At 44.2% G+C, this 19,820-nt stretch carries 21 protein-coding genes; 15 read left to right on the top strand and 6 right to left on the bottom strand.

Annotated features, from left to right (window positions below; all coding sequences use genetic code 11):
- Positions 1-106: 106 nt before the first annotated feature.
- Complete coding sequence (locus tag AB6805_RS20255; RefSeq protein ID WP_370911257.1) at positions 107-943, bottom strand: transketolase; 837 nt, start codon at positions 941-943, stop codon at positions 107-109.
- A gap of 163 nt (positions 944-1,106) precedes the next feature.
- On the opposite strand from AB6805_RS20255, the gene AB6805_RS20250 reads away from it, so the two are divergent.
- Together AB6805_RS20250 and frr are read left to right on the top strand one after the other, a co-directional pair.
- Entirely contained in the window at positions 1,107-2,249 is a 1,143-nt protein-coding gene (locus AB6805_RS20250) for a glycosyltransferase family 4 protein (protein WP_370911256.1), read from the top strand.
- 107 nt (positions 2,250-2,356) lie between these two features.
- Positions 2,357-2,920, top strand: a complete 564-nt coding sequence (gene frr, locus AB6805_RS20245) for a ribosome recycling factor (protein WP_370911255.1) — start codon at positions 2,357-2,359, stop codon at positions 2,918-2,920.
- Between the two features lie 89 nt (positions 2,921-3,009).
- Here frr and AB6805_RS20240 read toward each other — a convergent pair whose 3' ends face one another.
- Positions 3,010-3,897, bottom strand: coding sequence for a DMT family transporter (locus AB6805_RS20240; protein ID WP_370911254.1), 888 nt, complete (start codon positions 3,895-3,897; stop codon positions 3,010-3,012).
- Positions 3,898-4,015: 118 nt separating this feature from the next.
- Between AB6805_RS20240 and AB6805_RS20235 the strand changes: the two genes are divergently transcribed.
- From AB6805_RS20235 to AB6805_RS20185, 11 genes are all read left to right on the top strand, one after another.
- Positions 4,016-4,762: a PPK2 family polyphosphate kinase gene (locus AB6805_RS20235; RefSeq protein ID WP_370911253.1), complete on the top strand. Its 747-nt coding sequence runs from the start codon at positions 4,016-4,018 to the stop codon at positions 4,760-4,762.
- A 76-nt stretch (positions 4,763-4,838) separates the two neighbouring features.
- On the top strand, positions 4,839-5,267 hold the full coding sequence (mscL, locus tag AB6805_RS20230) for a large conductance mechanosensitive channel protein MscL (RefSeq protein ID WP_370911252.1): 429 nt from the start codon (positions 4,839-4,841) through the stop codon (positions 5,265-5,267).
- Positions 5,268-5,353: 86 nt separating this feature from the next.
- Positions 5,354-6,298: a DUF3078 domain-containing protein gene (locus AB6805_RS20225; protein ID WP_370911251.1), complete on the top strand. Its 945-nt coding sequence runs from the start codon at positions 5,354-5,356 to the stop codon at positions 6,296-6,298.
- Positions 6,299-6,428: 130 nt separating this feature from the next.
- Complete coding sequence (locus AB6805_RS20220; protein WP_079469813.1) at positions 6,429-7,223, top strand: ScpA family protein; 795 nt, start codon at positions 6,429-6,431, stop codon at positions 7,221-7,223.
- Complete coding sequence (locus AB6805_RS20215; RefSeq protein ID WP_370911250.1) at positions 7,216-8,124, top strand: helix-turn-helix domain-containing protein; 909 nt, start codon at positions 7,216-7,218, stop codon at positions 8,122-8,124. Before AB6805_RS20220 ends, AB6805_RS20215 begins: the two co-directional genes overlap by 8 nt.
- A 103-nt stretch (positions 8,125-8,227) precedes the next feature.
- On the top strand, positions 8,228-9,100 hold the full coding sequence (locus tag AB6805_RS20210) for a pirin family protein (protein WP_370911249.1): 873 nt from the start codon (positions 8,228-8,230) through the stop codon (positions 9,098-9,100).
- Positions 9,101-9,135: 35 nt separating this feature from the next.
- Complete coding sequence (locus tag AB6805_RS20205) at positions 9,136-9,663, top strand: YceI family protein (protein ID WP_370911248.1); 528 nt, start codon at positions 9,136-9,138, stop codon at positions 9,661-9,663.
- Positions 9,664-9,892: 229 nt separating this feature from the next.
- Complete coding sequence (locus tag AB6805_RS20200) at positions 9,893-10,303, top strand: OsmC family protein (protein ID WP_079469807.1); 411 nt, start codon at positions 9,893-9,895, stop codon at positions 10,301-10,303.
- 176 nt (positions 10,304-10,479) lie between these two features.
- The gene (locus AB6805_RS20195) at positions 10,480-11,193 is read left to right on the top strand and encodes a pirin family protein (RefSeq protein ID WP_370911247.1); all 714 of its coding nucleotides are present in this window, start codon (positions 10,480-10,482) and stop codon (positions 11,191-11,193) included.
- 119 nt (positions 11,194-11,312) lie between these two features.
- Positions 11,313-12,026 (top strand): HAD-IIB family hydrolase, encoded by a 714-nt coding sequence (locus AB6805_RS20190; protein WP_370911246.1) that lies wholly within the window; start codon positions 11,313-11,315, stop codon positions 12,024-12,026.
- Between the two features lie 146 nt (positions 12,027-12,172).
- Positions 12,173-12,550, top strand: coding sequence for a hypothetical protein (locus AB6805_RS20185; RefSeq protein WP_370911245.1), 378 nt, complete (start codon positions 12,173-12,175; stop codon positions 12,548-12,550).
- Here the strand turns inward: AB6805_RS20185 and AB6805_RS20180 are convergent, their stop codons facing one another.
- The 3 genes from AB6805_RS20180 to dxs all read right to left on the bottom strand — a co-directional run bounded on the left by AB6805_RS20180 (position 12,551) and on the right by dxs (position 16,851).
- A complete protein-coding gene (locus AB6805_RS20180) occupies positions 12,551-13,717 on the bottom strand; it encodes a PAS domain-containing protein (RefSeq protein ID WP_370911244.1) in 1,167 nt (388 codons plus the stop codon).
- 79 nt (positions 13,718-13,796) lie between these two features.
- Positions 13,797-14,843 carry a flavin reductase family protein gene (locus AB6805_RS20175; protein WP_370911243.1) on the bottom strand — a complete coding sequence of 349 codons (1,047 nt, stop codon included), beginning with the start codon at positions 14,841-14,843 and terminating at the stop codon, positions 13,797-13,799.
- A gap of 82 nt (positions 14,844-14,925) precedes the next feature.
- Positions 14,926-16,851, bottom strand: a complete 1,926-nt coding sequence (gene dxs / locus AB6805_RS20170) for a 1-deoxy-D-xylulose-5-phosphate synthase (protein ID WP_370911242.1) — start codon at positions 16,849-16,851, stop codon at positions 14,926-14,928.
- Positions 16,852-17,073: 222 nt separating this feature from the next.
- Between dxs and AB6805_RS20165 the strand changes: the two genes are divergently transcribed.
- Positions 17,074-18,102 carry a sensor histidine kinase gene (locus tag AB6805_RS20165; RefSeq protein WP_370911241.1) on the top strand — a complete coding sequence of 343 codons (1,029 nt, stop codon included), beginning with the start codon at positions 17,074-17,076 and terminating at the stop codon, positions 18,100-18,102.
- Positions 18,103-18,193: 91 nt separating this feature from the next.
- Complete coding sequence (locus AB6805_RS20160) at positions 18,194-18,922, top strand: LytTR family DNA-binding domain-containing protein (RefSeq protein ID WP_079469799.1); 729 nt, start codon at positions 18,194-18,196, stop codon at positions 18,920-18,922.
- Positions 18,923-19,001: 79 nt separating this feature from the next.
- Here the strand turns inward: AB6805_RS20160 and AB6805_RS20155 are convergent, their stop codons facing one another.
- Positions 19,002-19,757, bottom strand: coding sequence for a geranylgeranylglyceryl/heptaprenylglyceryl phosphate synthase (locus AB6805_RS20155; protein ID WP_370911240.1), 756 nt, complete (start codon positions 19,755-19,757; stop codon positions 19,002-19,004).
- Positions 19,758-19,820: the final 63 nt, after the last annotated feature.

Raw genomic sequence — 19,820 nt, 5'->3', positions numbered from 1 at the left:
TAAGATTTTATCTCAAATTGATAAATATATCAGCAAAATAGAAGAGGCTGCATCATTTATTTATGATACAGCCTCTTTTTTTTAATATTTTAATGAGTTACTGTTATTAGTAGTCGCCTAAAGTTTCCGGTAACTGAGCCAGTGCTTTGGCCAGCTGGTCGTCGCTGGGGGCGATACCATGCCATTCGTGGTGACCTTCCATGAAGTCAACACCCTGACCCATAACGGTTTTCATGATGATGGCAATAGGTTTACCCTGACCGGTAAGGCTTTTAGCTTTTTCCAGTGTGGCAACAACATCATCCATATCATTACCATTCATGTGAAGTACGAGCCATCCGAATACTTCGAATTTGGCGCCTACATCACCAAGGCCGGCAACATCATCAGTAGTCCCATCAATTTGCTGACCGTTCAGATCAACGGTGATGATAAGATTATCTACTTTATGATGAGGAGCAAACATTACAGATTCCCAGATTTGTCCTTCTTCCAGTTCGCCATCTCCGTGCAGGGAGAATACGAGGTTCTTATCGTTATTGAGTTTTTTTGCAAGCGCAGCGCCGATTGCCACACTCATGCCCTGCCCCAGGGAGCCGGAAGCAATGCGTATACCCGGTAAGTGTTCATGGGTGGTGGGATGGCCCTGCAGGCGGGAGTTCAGCTTACGGAAAGTGCTCAGTTCCTGTACGGGGAAATAGCCGGAACGGGCAAGTGCGCTATAGAACACCGGGGAAATGTGGCCATTGGACAGGAAAAACAGGTCCTGGTTTTTACCATCCATATCAAAAGGTTCCGGTTTATGATCCATAACCTTGAAATACAAGGCAGTCAGGAAGTCGGCGCAACCTAATGAACCTCCGGGGTGACCGCTTTGAACGCCATGTACCATCCGTACAATATCTCTCCTTACCTGAGTAGCAATATCTTTGAGCTGTGGCATGATAGTTGTTAATTTTTGTGCCGCAAAACTAATAGAATTTCGTAGATTTTGTGGCTGTTGAATGTTTTTTTTGCGATCTCAAAGTATTAAAAAAGTTGATTTTTTTAACGTTTCTTTTCATATTTCGTTGAAATTAATATCTTTGCACAATTAAGCCCCACTAATGGAGAATGTATTAATTGCTACCGTCCTAAGTTTTGTTGTTACCTATTTTTCTATTCCAATACTGATCAGAGTGGCGGAATTAAAGCATTTATACGACGAACCGGACGAAAGAAAGACGCATAAACAGCGTATACCAACGCTGGGAGGAATCGGTTTTTTCTCCGGATTTATAATCGCCACGGCTATCTGCGTACCCGCGTTAGCCAATTCGCCATTTCAGTACATGATGGCGGCGTTCTTTATCATTTTCATGGTGGGCATGAAGGATGATATCGTAGGGTTGTCTCCGTTAAAGAAATTAATCGGGCAGCTGGCGGCGTCTTTCGCTATTATTTACCTCGGCAATCTTCAGATAACCAGCATGTATGGCTTCATGGGAATTTATGCCATGCCTCCGAATATCAGCCTGATGCTGACTTATTTTACTTTTATTGTGGTTATCAATGCTTTCAACCTGATAGATGGGGTAGACGGCCATGCCGGTAGCATCGGATTACTGGTGAGTGCGGTGCTTGGTGCTTATTTCCTGCATGTGGGTGAAATTACTTATGCTGTAATAGGCTTCGCATTAGCAGGTGGATTAGCCAGTTTTCTTATATATAACATTTCTCCTGCCCGTATTTTTATGGGAGATACGGGATCCTTACTGATAGGCCTGGTAAATGCGGTGCTGGTACTGAAATTTATTGATGTGGCTGGCAATCCTGCCGGTAAAATGCCTATCGGGGCTACACCAGCTGTAGCATTTGCTATCCTGATCGTACCTTTATTTGACACCTTACGCGTATTTGCTGTTCGTATGTTACAGGGAAGATCTCCTTTCTCTGCCGACAGGAACCATATCCATCACTACCTGCTGGACCTGAAGCTCAATCACAGGCAAACTACGCTGGTTTCTGTAGCAATCAATGCCACCTATATCGTTGGTGCATTTGTGTTACAGGGAATGGGCGCTACCTGGCTGCTAATGGTTGTAATAGGTTCTGCTACCTTTTTTACAGGGGTATTGTACCTGGCACGCCGGAAGAAACTGGCGGTGAAGGCTATTCCAGAGCCGGTAATACAGCCAGCAGTGGCAACAGCAAAAGAAGCCACCAAAATATTGCGTGTTACAACAGAGGGTGTATTGCAAGATAAATAATCCTTTTGTTGTGGTTATTTGTAAGCATTTCTACTTCCATTATCAGGGCGTTACTTTGACGATTAAAAGAAAACCTGTAGGTTTGCACGCACTTAACTATTTATGTTATGCAAGATGATCTAACGCTTATCATTGATGAGGCAGCGGACTCGATGAAGAAAGCTATCGGGCACCTGGAATCGGAACTTACAAAAATCAGAGCCGGGAAAGCCAATCCGCAAATACTGGATGGTATTTTTGTTGACTATTATGGTGCACCAACTGCACTGAACCAGGTCGCTAATGTAAGCATTGCAGACGCCCGCACCCTAACCATTCAGCCCTGGGAAAAAAATATGCTGCAGCCTATTGAAAGAGCCATTATTGCATCTAATATTGGTCTCAATCCTCAAAACGACGGGGTTATCATCCGTTTATTCCTTCCGCCATTAACCGAAGAACGCAGAAAAGAATTTGTGAAAAAGGTGAATAACGAAGGTGAACAGGCAAAGGTGGCCATCAGAAATATCCGCAGGGATGCTATTGAAGCAGTTAAAAAGTTACAGAAAGACGGTTTAAGTGAAGATACTGCCAAGGATGCGGAAGCCGATATCCAGCAATTAACCGACAAGCACATTACGCTGATCGATAAGCATTGCGAAGTAAAAGAGAAAGAAATTATGGCTATTTAAAAAGTATAGCCTGGAAATATTGTAGCGGAGATATTAACGGATACTGATCCTGTTAATATCTCCGCTCTTTTTTGCGGTGGGCAGATGCCTTATTTTGCTGTAGTCACCCTGTTGGCCCTGTTTACGAGATATACTCCCAACAAAATAATGCCCATGCTCCCTACCTGAATCAAGGTAATTGTTTCATGTGCCAGCAAGCCCCATCCCACGGCTACTAACGGTAACGCATATGCCACCATAGAGGCCAGCATAGACCCCGCTCTTTTGATGAGCAGGAAAAAGAGTACAGCTGCCACCCCGGTTCCCATCACACCCAGTACCAGGCCTGCGGAAAGTGAGCGCCAGGGCGCATCCGGTTGGGAAAACTGTGGAAAGAAATTACTGTACCACAGAATCGGGAATGTGAACACGGCACAAAAGAACATAGCCAGAGACCCCAGCTGCAGTGAACTGAAGCCCTGCAGCTTATGATGTACCATGCTGATATTTACCCCATAGCTTACCGTAGCCAGGATTACCAGCAGCGCATAATACCAGTGGCCATTTGTATTGATACCTTTGGCAGCGAACAGTAATACGACCCCGGCCAGCCCTACGAAAATGCCGGTGAGCTGCGCTTTTTTAAATGGACTTTTAAAGATAATGATGCCGGAAAGCAGGGCCATTAACGGCGTTAAGGCATTAAGGATACCTGCCAGGGAGCTGTCGATTTCTGTTTCTGCCAGGCAAAATAGAAAAGCTGGGATACCGTTGCCCAGGATGCCGGAAAGTATAATAAGGGGAAGTTTATTTACGGGTGTTTGCCTGAATGCCTTTGGTAAAAAAGGCGAGAGGGCTACGCCGGCAGCCACCAGTCTTAAGCTGGCCACCTGGTACGAAGTAAATGATTCCAGCCCTATTTTCATCAATATAAAGGAGCTGCCCCATGTGAGTGATAACAGGAGAAACACTCCCCAATGGGCGAAACGTTGGTGCATAGCTGTTGTTTTTCGAGTACAAAGGTGCAGGTATCCTTCATATTCAGCAAAATATAAATCATGATAACGCAACACTTCTGTCCCGATTTTGTTAAATTTATTTATAAGAATACGCTACATGGGTAAAATCAAATTGTCTGCTATCAGTACATCGGCTCCCAAAAAGCTGGATAAAGAAACAATAAAGGCGGTAACCCGGGAAATTCTGGAGGAGCTGGATGAACTCCAAAACCTGCTGTATGCACAGCATAAGCACTGTGTATTGCTGGTAGTACAGGGAATGGACGCCAGCGGGAAAGACGGCGTAATCAAAAACGTTACCGGTACCTTAAATCCGCAGGGCTGCACGGTCCACTCTTTCAAAGCACCCAGCCCCGAGGAATCAGAACACGATTTTTTATGGAGGATACATCAGCATGCGCCGGGTAAAGGCATGATCCAGGTGTTTAACCGTTCGCATTACGAAGATATTCTTATACAACGCGTACACAAGTGGATCGACGATAAGATGGCTTTTAAGCGGATGGACGCCATCAACGACTTTGAAAAATTGCTGACGGTTCATAATAATACACACATCATCAAATGTTACCTGCACGTATCACAGGAAGCCCAGCAGCAGCGCCTGGTGGAACGGACAGAAGATCCCCGCAAGATGTGGAAGTATAACGAAAATGACCTGACAGAATCAAAGCTGTGGAATAAATATATGGATGTTTATGAAGATGCAATTAACCACTGTAACTATGTGCCCTGGCTGATTGTTCCGGCAGATCAGAACTGGTATAAAGAATACCTGATTGCGCTAACGTTGAGGGATACACTGAAGTCATTAAAGATGAAATATCCCCGGTTAAAGAAATAATAGCTTAATAATTAACGTGTTCGGGTATTATGCTTTAATTTTGTTCACTTATTTTAACCAATAAAAACCTTGCATTATGTCGTTCATCAAAGAGTTTAAGGAGTTTGCCATGAAAGGCAATGTAATGGATCTTGCAGTGGGTGTGATTATAGGTGGTGCGTTTGGAAAGATTGTTACATCCCTGGTAGATAATATCCTGATGCCTATCATCGGATTATTTACCCGGGGAAAGAATTTTAACGACGTCTTTTATGTATTGGACACAAGTAAGGGAGACGTGGCCACACTGGCGGATGCGAAAGCTAAAGGCATAGCGGTATTTGCCTATGGCGCTTTTATACAAAGCGTGATTGATTTCCTGATTATCGCCTTCTGTATTTTCCTGCTGGTGAAATTTATGAATAAGCTTACCAAGAAAAAAGAAGAAGCCCCAGCCCCGGCAGAACTGTCTACCCAGGAAAAACTGCTCATGGAAATCCGTGATGAACTGAAAAAATCCAGATAAAATTTTTTAGAAATACCCTTACCATTCCATTTTTCCTTCCGGAAAAAGTGGGGTGACTTATTACGTACTCATTTAAACACAAATTGATGAAAAAATTTACTTTATCCATTGCCTGCTGTATGCTACTGTTTACGGCGGTACACGCGCAAAATGACTGGATGAAGAAGTCGAGAGAAGAAGCTGCCGGTAAGATCAAAAAAGACCCTAATGACACCATTCCCAAATTGTGGAGAAAGGGGATGAACATTAATGTAAATATCAACCAGGGATCCTTGAGTAACTGGGCTGCGGGCGGTGATAATTTTGCTTTCTCTATCGGGTCCAATCTTTTTGGCTGGGCGTTCTATAAGAAAGGAAAACATTCCTGGGACAACATAGCCGACCTGGCATATGGCTATATTAATACCACCAGTTTGGGAGGACGGAAAAATGACGACCGCATTGACCTTACTTCTAAATATGGCTATGAGATTGGCAAAAACTGGTATTTAAGCGGTTTGGTGAATTTACGTACCCAGTTCACCAATGGTTATTTGTATCCTTCAGATACTACGCCGCAGTTGTCCTCAAAATTCTTCTCTCCTGCTTACGTGCTGGTGTCGCCGGGTTTTGATTATAAACCGGATAATTCATTTTCTTTATTCCTGTCGCCAATTACTTCCCGTTTTGTGTTTGTAATGGATGACGTACTCTCTAAACAGGGCGCTTACGGAGTGGATACAGGGTCGCATTTTAAATATGAAATAGGCGCCTACCTGTCTGCCAACTATATAAAGACCTTTGCAAAAAACATGACTTATAAAGGCCGGCTGGATTTATTTTCCGATTACAGGCACAACCCGGGGAACATAGACGTGTTTTTTACCAACGCATTGGAACTGAAGGTAAACAAGTGGATTTCTGCTCTGCTGACCGTAGATATGATATATGATGATGATGTAAAAGTGTTTGAGAATAAAGAAACCGGTGTGATGGGGCCCCGGCTTCAGATAAAACAGGTGATCGGGGTTGGCTTTGCTGCCAAGTTCTGATTCGCCGGAATTTTGTTATTTTTGATATCGCACAGCGGCAGGGAGACAGGAAGCCGGTTATCTAACCGGTATTTAATGACTCCAGGCAATTGTGCGATATCTTTTTATAAAAAATCTTTAAAAACATTACGTGAGCGAACAAGCACCTGTCTATAAGATCAAATTACCGCAATTTGAAGGTCCTTTCGACCTGCTGCTGTTCTTCATTGAACGTGATGAGCTGGATATCTACAATATCCCTATCAATACCCTCACGCAGGATTTCCTGGACTATATTCATCATATTGAAACGTTGAATATAGAGCTGGCCAGTGAATTTATTCTCTTTGTATCTACCCTGATGCGTATCAAAGCAAAGATGCTGTTGCCGCGCAAGGAACTGGATGAGCAGGGAAATGAAATTGATCCGCGGATGGAGCTGATAGACAAAATCCTGGAATATAAGCGTTACAAGCTGGCGGCCGCGGAACTGGCAGAAATGGAAGCAGACCGTATGCTGTCTGTAAAACGTGGAAATATTGCGAAGGAACTGGCCGAAATCGGGGAAGTGACCAGTGAAGGTACTGAAGTGCAAACCCTCACCCTCTTCAAGCTGACAAAAACCTTTGAGAAGGTGATTCAGCGCATGAAAGAGCGCGATAATAAGCCACAGCACGTAGTATATAAGTACGATTATACAATGGAGGGTTCCAGGATGTATATGGAAGAGCTGGCACGGGCGGAGCGTACTTTATCTTTTGAAAAAATATTCGATCACTGTAAAGACCGTGTGCATGCCATTTTCCTGTTCCTCAGTATGCTGGAGCTGGTGCAAATGAAGCATATGGGGATTATGGTGGGCGAAGGCAGGAATAACTTTATTATTGAATACATTGATCCTTCCGAAAGGGAGGAAGAAACTGCAGGGACCTTAATAGATGGCTGAGAAACGTGAAAATATCGGGATTGTTTCCTTACCAGAGTACTCACATGTAGATCCGGGATTTGTGGTGTCTGGTCTTTGTGAATTAGGTAACTCTTTTTTTGATCAGATTGGCGTGCCGCACCGGCACGACTTCTACACCATTTACTGGATTAAGAAGGGTAAACTGCTGCATACCATTGATGCGGTGACGCATGAGGTAAAAAAGAACACGCTCTTTTTTGTGGCTCCCGGCCAGGTGCATAACCTGCAGGCAACCGATAAAATAGACGGATACATGATCGCCTTTCGCGATGCTTTCATGTGTTTAAAGGATCAGACGCAGGTATCCGGCATCAATTCGGGGTTGTTTTTCAATAACCAGTTCAGCAGCGTAATTCATATTGATGATGAACAGGAGAAAGATATTGACGCCATTGTTCGCCTGATGATGAAGGAGTTAACCCTGCGTGAACCTGAATATGAAATGGCCTTGCACGGGCTGCTGCGTTATTTCCTGGTATTGGCTTCCCGCATAAAGGGAGAAAATGTAGCCATTACCCCTGAACAGCATGCAGCGCATAATAGTTCTATCTTCCTGAAATTTAAAAACCTGATAGAGGAAAAATACCAGGAATTAAAGACTGTATCTGATTACGCCGGACTTTTACATATCAAACCTGTACTGCTGAATGAAATCAGCAAGCAATTATCCGGTATTACTGCCGGGGAACATATCCGCAACCGGGTGATCCTGGAAGCGCAGCGGTATTTGTACAATACAGACCTTACCGCCAAAGAAATAGCCTATAAGCTGGGTTTTGATGATCCGCACTACTTCAGCCGCTTTTTTAAGAAATATACCAACCAGAGTCCTTCTGAATTTAAAGAGGCTGCCCGCACATCTGTAGGCCCTTCTGTCTGAATTTTCCGGAATTTTAAAAAAAGTCCATCACTAGGAGTGTTTTATCCATTCTTAACCGATGTTGTAACATGTACTTTTGTGTTGTCTTAAGGAGGCAAATAATATGAAAACACAAAAACATGTAAGCCAGATCGTAATTGCAGCCGCACCACACATGGTAGGCGATGGATTCAGGGTGCAGAGCACCTTACCGGGCGGAACCCGTTCTGAAGGTAACAGGATCAGTCCTTTTATCATGATGGACTATGCAGCTCCCAATTACATCCCACCGAGTGTAAGACCCAAAGGTGTTGGCGAACATCCGCACAAAGGCTTTGAAACCGTTACCATCGTATACCAGGGCGAACTGGAACACCGGGATTCTACCGGTAGTCGTGGTTTGTTATTCCCAGGTGATGTGCAGTGGATGACAGCTGCCGGCGGCATCTTACATGAAGAAAAATACAGCGAAGCATTCAGCAAACAAGGCGGGAAGGTGGAGTTTGCCCAGTTGTGGGTAAATCTTCCTAAAGCATTTAAAAATAATCCTCCCTCCTATCAGAACCTTACCAAAGCGGAAATTCCTGTGGTAAAGGTAAGTGCAGAAGGATATGTGAGAGTGATTGCAGGTGAATATGATGGTGTGAAAGGCGCTGCCAGTACCTTTTCCCCGGTGAATGTTTATGATATTCATCTTAAAAAGGATGATAAAATCACTTTAAGCATACCGGAAAATTTTAACACGGCAGCAGTCGTATTCCAGGGAGAAGCTGATGTGAATGGCCAGTCACTCAAAGGAGTGGAAACCGCCCTCTTTGAAAAAGAAGGTACGGAAGTAACCATCACCGCGCTGAGAGACACCGCTATGGTGGTGCTGAGCGGCGAACCGATTGATGAGCCCATTTTTGCTTATGGTCCGTTTGTGATGAATACCGAAGATGAAATCAGAACGGCGATAGATGATTTTAACGCCGGTAAAATGGGAGTTTTAAACTAATTAAACATTTAATAATACTAAAAAAACAAAGCTATATGACAACCTGGAAAATTGATCCGTCACACAGTGATGTACAATTTAAAATCAAGCACCTGATGATTACGACTGTAACCGGTCAGTTTGCCAAATTTGATGGTACCATGCAAACTGTTGATAATGATTTCAGCACTGCCAATATCACATTTGAAGCAGACGTCAACAGTATTTCCACACAGAATGCGCAGCGTGATGCCCACCTGCAGGCAGGAGATTTCTTTGAAGCAGAAAAGTATCCAAAGCTCACATTCGTGTCTAAAGAAGTAAAGAAAATAGATGCAGATACATTTAAACTGGTAGGCGATTTAACCATCCGGGATAATACCCGCCCCGTAGAGCTGAATGTTGAATTTGGCGGCGAAGTGGTGGATCCTTATGGCCAGACTAAAGCAGGATTTGAACTGAGCGGTAAAATTAACCGTAAGGATTTTGGTCTTACTTTCCATGCTACTACTGAAACCGGCGGGTTATTGTTGAGTGATGAAGTAAAGCTGTTGGCCAGTGTACAAATGGTAAAGCAACAATAATATGGCACTTGCCCGTTGCAGGTCAGGATCTGTAACAGGCTATAGCAATATTAATAGAAAGAATATAGGAATCAATTGACAGGAACCATGTATAGCCGCGCAGGAAACTGTGCGGCTTTTTTATGTGCTTTTACGTTCCAGGAAGCTCCGGCGTTTTTTATTGCCGATTAATTTGTAATTTGGGCCTCCGCACTGATTTTTCTAACTGGAAAAAAATAAAAAATTAAACATGAAAAGATTTGCATCTGCCAATTGGCAAGGTACCGGTAAAGAAGGTAAAGGCACTTTAACTTCCCAGTCAACTGTATTAAACAAGACCCAGTACTCTTTTAGCAGCCGTTTTGAAGATGGTATTGGTACTAACCCTGAAGAACTGATTGCAGCAGCCCATGCCGGTTGTTTTACCATGAAGCTGAGCTTTGTGATCACTGGCGCAGGTTTTACTCCAGGTAACATTGATACCAAATGCACTATTACTTTAGATAACGGTGCTATTACTACCAGCCATCTGGAAGTAACTGCCAGCGTAGAAGGCCTGGACGCTGCCAAATTCGCTGAATTTGTAGCGGATGCTGAGGCTAACTGCCCGGTAAGCAAGGTGCTGAATGCTACCATTACTACAGATGCGAAACTGGTGTAAATAGCTACCAGGCATCGTTACAGCTTTTACGGATTTTTCATATGCATGCCGTTTTTTAAACGGCTACTGTATAGAAAGATCCGTATTTTTTTGTCCACGTTTTTCAACATATGATCCATTCTTCCCCCCTTCGTTTATAGCGATATTTGTAGTGTTAAAACAAAGGAGATTTAGTTATGAAGAAAGTTATTCATCGTGCAGATACCAGGGGATACGCCAATCATGGTTGGCTGAAAAGTCATCATACTTTCAGCTTTGCTAACTACTACGATCCCAACAGGATCCATTTTGGCGCACTGCGTGTGTTAAATGATGATGCCGTAAAAGGCGGAATGGGTTTTGGCGCCCACCCGCATGATAATATGGAGATTGTATCTATTGTGTTGGATGGTGAACTGGCTCACAGCGATAACACGGGTAATAAAGAAGTGATCCGTAAAAATGATGTACAGATTATGAGTGCCGGAACAGGTGTGGTGCACTCTGAATTTAATGCATCTAAAACGGAGGAAGTGAGTTTCCTGCAGATCTGGGTAATTCCGAAAGAAAGGAACGTAACACCCCGTTATGATCAGCAAACATTTGATCCTGCCGCGCGTGAAAACGCTTTGCAGGTGGTGATTTCACCGGATAAAGAGGCCAATGGCCTGTGGTTAAACCAGGATGCCTGGTTTACGCTGGGTAAATATGAAGCGGGCAAAACACTGGATATTACCGCTAAGGCCACCAACATGGGAACCTACCTGTTTTTACTCAGTGGTGAACTGAATGTAGATGGAGAAACATTAACAACGCGTGATGCGATCGGGTTATCTGAATATAACAAAGTAAGTATTGAGGTAATCAAACCGGCAGAGTTTTTGCTGATAGATGTACCAATGCTGAACTAATCACATCGTTATATACTAACCCATTATATCTAAAAGAAGATCAGTCGTTACGGCTGGTCTTTTTTTTATATTTTTATCGGCATCCGCATTCATTGAAATCATTAAAGCAACCAGGACACATGTTATTAGCTACAGATCTGGACGGTACCTTTTTAGGAGGTACAACGGCAGATAAGGAACAACTATATAGTTTATTGCAGCGGCAGAAAGATATACAGCTGGTGTTTGTAACCGGGCGGGGCATACGCAGTGTATTATCGTTACTGGAAAATAATCCTTTACCGCGGCCCGAATATATTATTTGTGATGTAGGCGCCACTGTTACCCATTTGCCTACGTTAACGGCGGTAGAGCCGGTGCAGTCGCACATTGCGGCTAAATGGCCCGGTGATCACGTGAGGGAAACATTGAAAACAGTGAAGGGATTACTGCACCAGGAGGCACATCAGCAGTACCGGTGTTCTTACTATTATGATGATAGTACAGATATTGAAGGCGCCCGTGAAATTGCGGCATCGCTGCAATGTGACCTGATTTTATCTGCCGGAAAATACCTCGACATATTACCTGCCGGTGTGAACAAAGGTTTTACCTTGAAACAGCTGTTGCAGGTGCTGGCATTGCCGCATCAGAATGTGCTGGTAGCCGGGGACTCCATGAATGATTATTCCATGTATGAAACCGGATTCAAAGGTGTGGTAGTAGGTGATTCGGAGCCCGAATTAATAGCGCGCACTGCAGGAATGACGCATGTATTACAGGCACAGCGGCCGGGCGCCGGCGGCATCCTGGAGGCGATGGATTTTTTTCCTGAGTTTGGCATTTATCTGTAAAAAGAAGTGCAAAAGTGAGGGGTTGAATAGAAAAAGATTGTACCTTGGAAGAGGTCTTTTCTGGTAAATTAATATGGATATTGACACAGCGTTTGGTATGATGAATAGTTTTTTAATCATCATTTAAATTGATAAATCAATACACCATGGAAATCACAACTCCCACTGAAGAACTGCACCAGCAGTTGAATTCCTGGAAAGAAGAAGTAAACGAAGTAAGAACTGAAGTAAAAATGATGCGGGAGCGGTTGGAACAAATCGCCCTCAGCAAAGCTTCCAGGGATGTAATGACACAGGTTGAACATTTTGAGAACCGTTTACTGCGCCAGCGCGAAGTAGCTGATGAAATGCATCATGACATCAAGCAATGCGCTAAAAGAGTGGCCAACACGCCGGTAACCGTGGTGCACGACGACCGTCCTATTGATGACTTCCAAACCATACAGCACCGTATGGAGATTTTCCGGAAATTATATCTATCGTTAAAGGAAGACTTCAACCAGTTTATACCTTGTGAGGTGTAGCTATTGGAGGGCTTTTACTTTATGCTCAATTTTATGAATGATTTCATCCAGCTGAAGGGTGGATTCATGCAGCCATTCCATGAGCTGGGTGTTGAGATGCAGGTCCTGATTGCTTTTATCGAATAAGCCGGCAATGCTGAGTATAGATACTACCGGCCTGCGTATTTCGTGAGAATTGATCCAGGCAATTTCCCTGAGTGTTTCATTTTGTTCTTCCAGTTGCCGGGCTTGTTTTACAAGCTTGTCGATATCCTGTATCATGCCTATCATGCGATGGGGGATATTGTTTTCGTACATGATGAATGCACGGTCCACCACATATTTATGGCTGCCATCTGCGCATTTAAAGCGGTATTCTTCCGACCAGTAGTTCAGGTGTGCCCGTTTGCATGCATCTAGTGAAGCAACGATCCTGGCGTGATCTGCCGGGTGAATATTATTCTGCCACCATTGCACCAGGTCGGTTTCATCATGGTTGTTATAGAGGAAAAGATGATGCAGGCCGTGGTTCCAGGTAACAACGTTTGTCAGGAGGTTTTTGTCGTATACCGCGTCGTTGGTTGCCTGTGCAAGTAATTCATAGCGGATACCCAGCTCACGCGCTTCTCTGGTGGCCTTTACCTGTGCATCTACATCCCTGGCCATGATGAAGCGGGCATTTTTACCAAAATATACCGCAGGAAGCGAGTATATCTCCACAAAAAAATTGGTGCCATCTTTTTTACGGTGTTTCCAGATGCCCCTGTATTCATCTCCATTACACCGCTCCGCGGCATTTTCTACCAACAGTGGTATATCTTCTTCGTTCCGTATATCCAATAACGTTAGATCCAGAAATTCTTTTCTGCTATAACCATATTTTTCTACCGCGGCATTGTTAACAGACAGAAAGCGCATCGTAGCTTTTTCGTAGATCCACATGGGAATGGGATATTCATTAAAGAGATGTTCGAACTGAAGGGGACGTTTGTCTGATAAGAATGTGGCAACGATCAGCAGGACACATACACTGCAAAGCGTTAGTATGCTGAGTGACAATAATAATGAAGAATGCTGGAAACTGTTTTTAAACAGGAGGTAGCTGTTAATAGTGATAACAACAATCAGAAGCGATAAGCAAGTAAGCTTTATTGGGATTGGGGCATTCCGCATCACCTGATTTTCCACATAATTTAGCTAAAATTTTAGCAATCCAAAAATAATATCAGATCGTTATGATTGATAATATTTTTTATATTATGTGATTTTATAATTCTAGTATTATTTCGTTGCTTGCGGGATATCCGACGCAGGTAAGTACGAGTCCTTCGGCCAGTTCTTTATCCGTTAGTACTTCGTTAACCGGCATCCATACTTTGCCGCTCACACACTGCGCTGTGCAGGAACCGCATACACCGCCCTTGCAACTATAAGGTAGCAATACTTCGTTGGCGAGTGCATAGCTAAGGATGGTTTGATTCGCAGGAACAGCGAGCTTGTACTCTGCATTGCGATAGCGGATGATTACCTGTTTCGGGTCGTGATCCTGCGGCAACGGCGTTTTTGCAATCCGTGCATCTGTATTCACCACAAAGTTTTCCTTATGGAGTTGTGATTCCCGGAAGCCCATAAAGGTGAGTGTAAGCAGGATGGTGCGCATATAATCGGGAGGACCGCAGAGAAAGAACTGTGCATGCTCCCGGTTGTAACGGATATGCGTGTTCACCAGTTGCTCCAGTAAAATATTGTTGAGCCTTCTGTAGATATGATGACTATCCGGATCATTGCTGAAAAGCCAGATACATTCCAATTGTTGCGGGTAACGTTTTTGCCATGCCAGCAACGCTTCATAGAAGATGGTTGTTTCAGGCGCAGCGTTGCTGTAAATCAGTTTAACATGCGCGTGCGGCTCCGTTGTTAATATATGTTTCAGCAGCGAAAATACGGGTGTTATGCCGCTTCCTGCGGCCAGCAGGAAGATGTCTCTTTCTGCAGTATCTGACTTTTCGTAAGTGAAGCGGCCGGAGGGCTCCAGTGTGGTAACGATATCATTTACTTTCCAGGTATGGATAAGATGGCGGGATATTTCGCCGTTTTCTTTTTCGCGGATCGTTACCGACAGAAAGGGATCTACACCTGGCGTGGAGCTGAAAGAATAAGAGCGCCTGTACTCTTTATTGTTGAGCGTAATGAGAAAGGTGAGGAATTGTCCGGCCAGATATTCCAGTGGCTCCGGCGATGTATTTTCCAGCTTATAAGTATAAGTACCGGGTGTTTCGCGTATGATCTCCGTTATCCTGAGCTGAAAGTACATGGTAAAAAAAAGTTTAGCTACCTGAATATTCAATTCCTGTGGAAATTAAATATTCAGGTAGCTAAATAACTAAATTCTTTTATTAAATAGTGACGGTAATTTTTTCTTTCAGCATATCCCTGGTGGTGCGTGCAATACCGGCGGCATCATAACCACATTCGCGGTATAATTCGTCCGGCTTGCCATGTTCCACAATTCTGTCGGGTATGCCTAACCTTTTAACGGTTGCTTTATAGTTGTTGTTAGTCATGAATTCGATGACTGCGCTACCGAAGCCACCTACAATGGTACCATCTTCTACCGTAATTATTTTGTCGAACGACTGGAAGATATCATGCAGCATTGCTTCATCCAGTGGTTTTACAAAACGCATATCGTAGTGAGCGGGTTGCAGCCCATCTCCAATCAGTTCTTTACATGCTTCAGCCACGAAGTTACCGGTATGTCCGAGAGAGAGGATAGCGATATCTTTTCCGTCGCGGATTTTCCGGCCGGTACCTGCTTTAATGGCTTTGAACGGCGTGCGCCACTCCGGCATTACACCTTGTCCGCGTGGATAGCGGATTACATAAGGCATATCATTTTCCGGCAGTTGTGCGCTGTACATCAGGTTGCGCATTTCTTCCTCATTCATGGGTGCGCTGATGATCACATTGGGGATACTGCGCATGTAAGCAATATCGTAGGCGCCATGATGCGTAGGTCCGTCTTCTCCTACGAGTCCTGCCCTGTCGAGGCAAAATATCACCGGCAGTTTCTGGATGGCTACATCATGTACGGCCTGATCGAAGGCGCGTTGGAAGAAGGAAGAATAGATGTTACAGAAAACGCGCATACCCTGTGTTGCCATGCCGGCAGAGAGGGTAACGGCGTGTTGTTCGCAGATGCCCACGTCGAATGCTCTTTGCGGCATTTTCTCCATCATAAATTTGAGGGAAGAGCCGGAAGGCATCGCTGGGGTGATACCGATAATTTTATCGTTTTGTTCTGCGAGTTCAATGATGGTATGGCCAAAAACGTCCTGGTATTTAGGAGGTTGCGGGCTGGTGACCGGTTTTTTGAATATTTCGCCGGTAATTTTATCGAAGAGACCTGGTGCGTGCCAGGTGGTTTGGTCCTTTTCTGCGAGTGCGTAGCCTTTACCTTTGGTGGTAACGATGTGCAGCAATTTCGGACCGGGAATATCTTTCAGGTCCTGCAGGGTATCGGCCAGTTTGGTGATGTTGTGCCCATCGATGGGACCAAAGTAGCGCATCTTCAGTGCTTCGAAGAGGTTGCTGGATTTTGACACTACACCTTTGAGGCTGGCTTCCAGTTTGGAGGCCATGTCGCGGGTAAATTTCTTTCCTACAGGTAATTTGCCCAGCAGGTTCCACACATCATCCCTTACCTTGTTATAGGTGGGGGAAGTGGTGATATCTGTGAGATATTCTTTCAGCGCGCCCACATTAGGATCTATGGACATGCAGTTATCGTTCAGTATAATGAGCACGTTGGCGTTTGCCACACCGGCGTGATTGAGCGCTTCGAAGGCCATACCTGCTGTCATGGCGCCATCGCCGATTACTGCAATATGCTGGCGGTCAAATTCGCCTTTGTAGTGGGAAGCCATTGCCATACCCAGTGCGGCGGAGATAGAAGTGGATGAGTGTCCTACGCCGAAAGTGTCGTAACGGCTTTCATCTCTTTTAGGAAATCCGCTGAGTCCTTTATATTTCCTGTTGGTAGGAAATGTTTCCCGGCGACCGGTGAGGATTTTATGGCCATAGGCCTGATGGCCTACGTCCCATACCAGTTGATCGTAGGGGGTATTAAAAACGTAATGCAAAGCGACTGTTAGCTCCACAACACCGAGACTGGCCGCGAAGTGGCCACCATGCACACTTACCACGTCAATAATGTATTGACGCAGCTCCTCACATACCTGGTGAAGCTGTTCTTTATTCAGCTTTCGCAAATCAGCGGGATATTCTATCTGGCTCAACAGTTGACCTGCCTTTATATTCATAATTGGGCTCAGGGTTTATATGAAGTAACAAAAATACATAAAAATATGTGGTAAATAGTGTAAGTATGACAGGAAAATAGGACAGTTCTGTGATATTTCACCATTCAGATACAGCCATCTGCCATTTACCTTTTTTGATTCACCATTTATAACATTTAGGTTTCTGCTGGGGGCGCTGTAGGGTATTTTTGGAATATAGGTGAAGTTTACTAATTTGATTGAATGTTTAAACAAATAAACAAATATTGGTGGTGCCAGATATTGGGGTGGTCGGCATATTTTCTGATCAATGTTTTCTTCGCCTTTTCTGTTTACAGGAAAACGTCTCCGGACGCGGCTTATTATCTGAATCTGGTAATTTTTGTGTTATTCGGTTTTATAGCCACTCATCTTTTCCGCAACCTGATCCACCGGTTTGCCTGGGTGAATTATAATTTTGAGAACCAGATTCTGCTGTTTATCGGGTTAATGACGGGGTCGGGGCTGGTGTCGTATATTGGATATTACTTTTTTGGAATATACCTGTTACACTTATCGGATACGCCCATCCAGGTGGGGATTGTAGGATCTTTCCTGATCACTACCATCTGGTGGTTTCTATATTTCATATGGCATTACATTGAAAGGAACCGGCGGTCACAGGTGGATCAGTTAAAGCTGGAGACTACTGTGAAGGAGCTGGAGCTGAAAACGATTAAAGCGCAGCTGAATCCACATTTTATTTTTAATGCGCTGAACAGTATCCGGGCGCTGGTAGATGAAAACCCACAGCGGGCAAGAACTGCTATCACAGAGCTTTCCAATATCCTGCGGAGCTCTATGCAAACGGAGAAGGCGGAAACGGTGAGTCTGGAAAACGAATTGAATATAGTAAAGGATTACCTTGCATTGGAACATATCCGGTTTGAGGAGCGTTTGAGTGTTAAGTATGAGATTGACCCGGATACGCTGGAGTTACAGGTACCACCGATGATGTTGCAAACGTTGGTGGAAAATGCCATTAAGCATGGGATTTCCCGGATCATCCGGGGAGGCTCGGTTTATATTCACTCTTCCCTGAAGGGGATGCAGCATGTAATTACCATCGAAAACACCGGTCAGATTGTAGAAAACAATATGAACGGGCATGGCTTTGGATTACAGAGCACCCGGCAGCGGTTGAGCCTTTTGTTTGGCAGCAGGGCTTCTTTTGAAATCAGGAATAAAGATGAGCAAACGGTGGAAGCTACTGTAGTGATGCCGTTGCTCTAAATCACTTGTTATAAACTGCTGTAGCCGGATTAACTGGTTATAGCTATTATTTTTAAATCAATTAAATCATCAACCAAACTTCATATTGCCAATGAAAAAAGCATTGATAATAGATGATGAACGCCTGGCCAGGAGTGAATTGAAAAAATTACTGGCAGATCACCCGGAAATAGTGGTGGTGGGGGAAGCTGTGAACGCGAAGGATGGTATAGAGAAGATAGAAACGCTTCATCCTGACTTACTGTTCCTGGATATCCAGATGCCTGATAAAACGGGCTTTGATTTGCTGGCAGAGCTGGAGAAAACGCCGCAGGTGATTTTCACCACTGCATATGATGAGTATGCGCTGAAAGCATTTGAGTACAATGCGCTGGACTACCTGTTGAAACCGGTAGAGCCAAAGCGGCTGGCAGATGCGATCCACAAACTGCATCAGCAGGATGAGAAGGACCGTTTGGCGGCATCCGGTGGTATCCGTAATTTATTGTCTGAAAATGACCAGGTTTTTGTGAAAGATGGCGACAGGTGCTGGTTTGTGAAGCTGCAGGAAATCCGGCTTTTTGAAAGTGTGGGTAACTATGCGCGGGTTTATTTTGAAACCAACAAGCCTTTGATCCTCAAATCATTGAATGCGCTGGAAGAAAGACTGGACGAGCGTACTTTTTTCCGTGCAAACCGTAAACATATTGTGAATCTGCGGATGATTGAGAAAATTGATACTTACTTTAATGGCGGCCTGTTGCTGGAAATGCGCGGGGGCGAAAAAATTGAAGTAAGCCGCAGGCAGGCAGTGAAGTTTAAAGAGATGATGAGCCTGTAAGTATTTAGCGGTCAGCTAATAAAACGAATGACAGTAGATTTCCTGCTGTCATTCGTTTTATATTTTATGCTATATATCTTTATGCTTTTACAGGAACAGAATGCACGGCATCTGCCAGTTCTTTAATGAGAGAAAGGTCTTTCTCAATGGCGTTGCCTACTACGAGGATATCCGCGCCTGCTTTACAATTCAGGTAAGCTTTTTCTGCATCTCTTATACCTCCTCCTACAATAATAGGAGCCTGTACCTGGTTGGCTACCCTACTGATCATACTTTCTGTGATAGGTACACGGGCGCCGCTGCCAGCATCCATATAAATCACTTTCATTCCCAGCATTTCCCCTGCTATTGCGGTACACATGGCAATATCTGCCTTGTCTGCCGGGATAGGCATAGTGTTGCTGATATAAGAAACTGTAGTAGGTGCTCCGCCGTCGATTACCATGTAACCGGTGGAAATTACTTCCAGTCCGCTTTTCTTCACAGCAGCGGCAGATACCACATGCTGTCCAATCAGTAATTCAGGGTTTCTGCCGGAAATTACAGACAGATAGAGTAAGGCATCAGCATATTTTGATACCTGGGAAGGGCTTCCGGGAAATAATACAACGGGAATGTTGCAGCTGGCTTTCAGCTGTTGTACGCATTCATCAAGGTGATCAGAGATCACCAGACTACCTCCAAGGAAGATATAATCAACTTTGGCAGCAGTGCATTTATCAGCAATCTCTATGATGCCGGCAGGTGTTACCTTATCCGGGTCAATTAAAACCGCGAATGCCTTTTCCTTTTTAGCCTTTCTTTCGATGAACGAAGTGTATATGTTATTGTACATCAATAGCGCATTGTTCCGGTTGTCGCAAATGTATAATATTTTTATTAATAACACACATTGCTA

The sequence above is a fragment of the Chitinophaga sp. RCC_12 genome (assembly GCF_041360695.1).
GTDB lineage: Bacteria > Bacteroidota > Bacteroidia > Chitinophagales > Chitinophagaceae > Chitinophaga.
The sequence above is the reverse complement of the archived record's forward strand: the minus strand, read 5'-3'. Positions and strand labels throughout refer to the sequence as shown.

What these genes read in the sequence shown, in the direction of transcription:
- AB6805_RS20255 (WP_370911257.1), bottom strand. Translation starts at nt 943, where the DNA reads ATGCCACAGCTCAAAGATATTGCTACTCAGGTAAGGAGAGATATTGTA.
- AB6805_RS20250 (WP_370911256.1), top strand. Translation starts at nt 1,107, where the DNA reads ATGGAGAATGTATTAATTGCTACCGTCCTAAGTTTTGTTGTTACCTAT.
- frr (WP_370911255.1), top strand. Translation starts at nt 2,357, where the DNA reads ATGCAAGATGATCTAACGCTTATCATTGATGAGGCAGCGGACTCGATG.
- AB6805_RS20240 (WP_370911254.1), bottom strand. Translation starts at nt 3,897, where the DNA reads ATGCACCAACGTTTCGCCCATTGGGGAGTGTTTCTCCTGTTATCACTC.
- AB6805_RS20235 (WP_370911253.1), top strand. Translation starts at nt 4,016, where the DNA reads ATGGGTAAAATCAAATTGTCTGCTATCAGTACATCGGCTCCCAAAAAG.
- mscL (WP_370911252.1), top strand. Translation starts at nt 4,839, where the DNA reads ATGTCGTTCATCAAAGAGTTTAAGGAGTTTGCCATGAAAGGCAATGTA.
- AB6805_RS20225 (WP_370911251.1), top strand. Translation starts at nt 5,354, where the DNA reads ATGAAAAAATTTACTTTATCCATTGCCTGCTGTATGCTACTGTTTACG.
- AB6805_RS20215 (WP_370911250.1), top strand. Translation starts at nt 7,216, where the DNA reads ATGGCTGAGAAACGTGAAAATATCGGGATTGTTTCCTTACCAGAGTAC.
- AB6805_RS20210 (WP_370911249.1), top strand. Translation starts at nt 8,228, where the DNA reads ATGAAAACACAAAAACATGTAAGCCAGATCGTAATTGCAGCCGCACCA.
- AB6805_RS20205 (WP_370911248.1), top strand. Translation starts at nt 9,136, where the DNA reads ATGACAACCTGGAAAATTGATCCGTCACACAGTGATGTACAATTTAAA.
- AB6805_RS20200 (WP_079469807.1), top strand. Translation starts at nt 9,893, where the DNA reads ATGAAAAGATTTGCATCTGCCAATTGGCAAGGTACCGGTAAAGAAGGT.
- AB6805_RS20195 (WP_370911247.1), top strand. Translation starts at nt 10,480, where the DNA reads ATGAAGAAAGTTATTCATCGTGCAGATACCAGGGGATACGCCAATCAT.
- AB6805_RS20190 (WP_370911246.1), top strand. Translation starts at nt 11,313, where the DNA reads ATGTTATTAGCTACAGATCTGGACGGTACCTTTTTAGGAGGTACAACG.
- AB6805_RS20185 (WP_370911245.1), top strand. Translation starts at nt 12,173, where the DNA reads ATGGAAATCACAACTCCCACTGAAGAACTGCACCAGCAGTTGAATTCC.
- AB6805_RS20175 (WP_370911243.1), bottom strand. Translation starts at nt 14,843, where the DNA reads ATGTACTTTCAGCTCAGGATAACGGAGATCATACGCGAAACACCCGGT.
- dxs (WP_370911242.1), bottom strand. Translation starts at nt 16,851, where the DNA reads ATGAATATAAAGGCAGGTCAACTGTTGAGCCAGATAGAATATCCCGCT.
- AB6805_RS20165 (WP_370911241.1), top strand. Translation starts at nt 17,074, where the DNA reads ATGTTTAAACAAATAAACAAATATTGGTGGTGCCAGATATTGGGGTGG.
- AB6805_RS20160 (WP_079469799.1), top strand. Translation starts at nt 18,194, where the DNA reads ATGAAAAAAGCATTGATAATAGATGATGAACGCCTGGCCAGGAGTGAA.
- AB6805_RS20155 (WP_370911240.1), bottom strand. Translation starts at nt 19,757, where the DNA reads ATGTACAATAACATATACACTTCGTTCATCGAAAGAAAGGCTAAAAAG.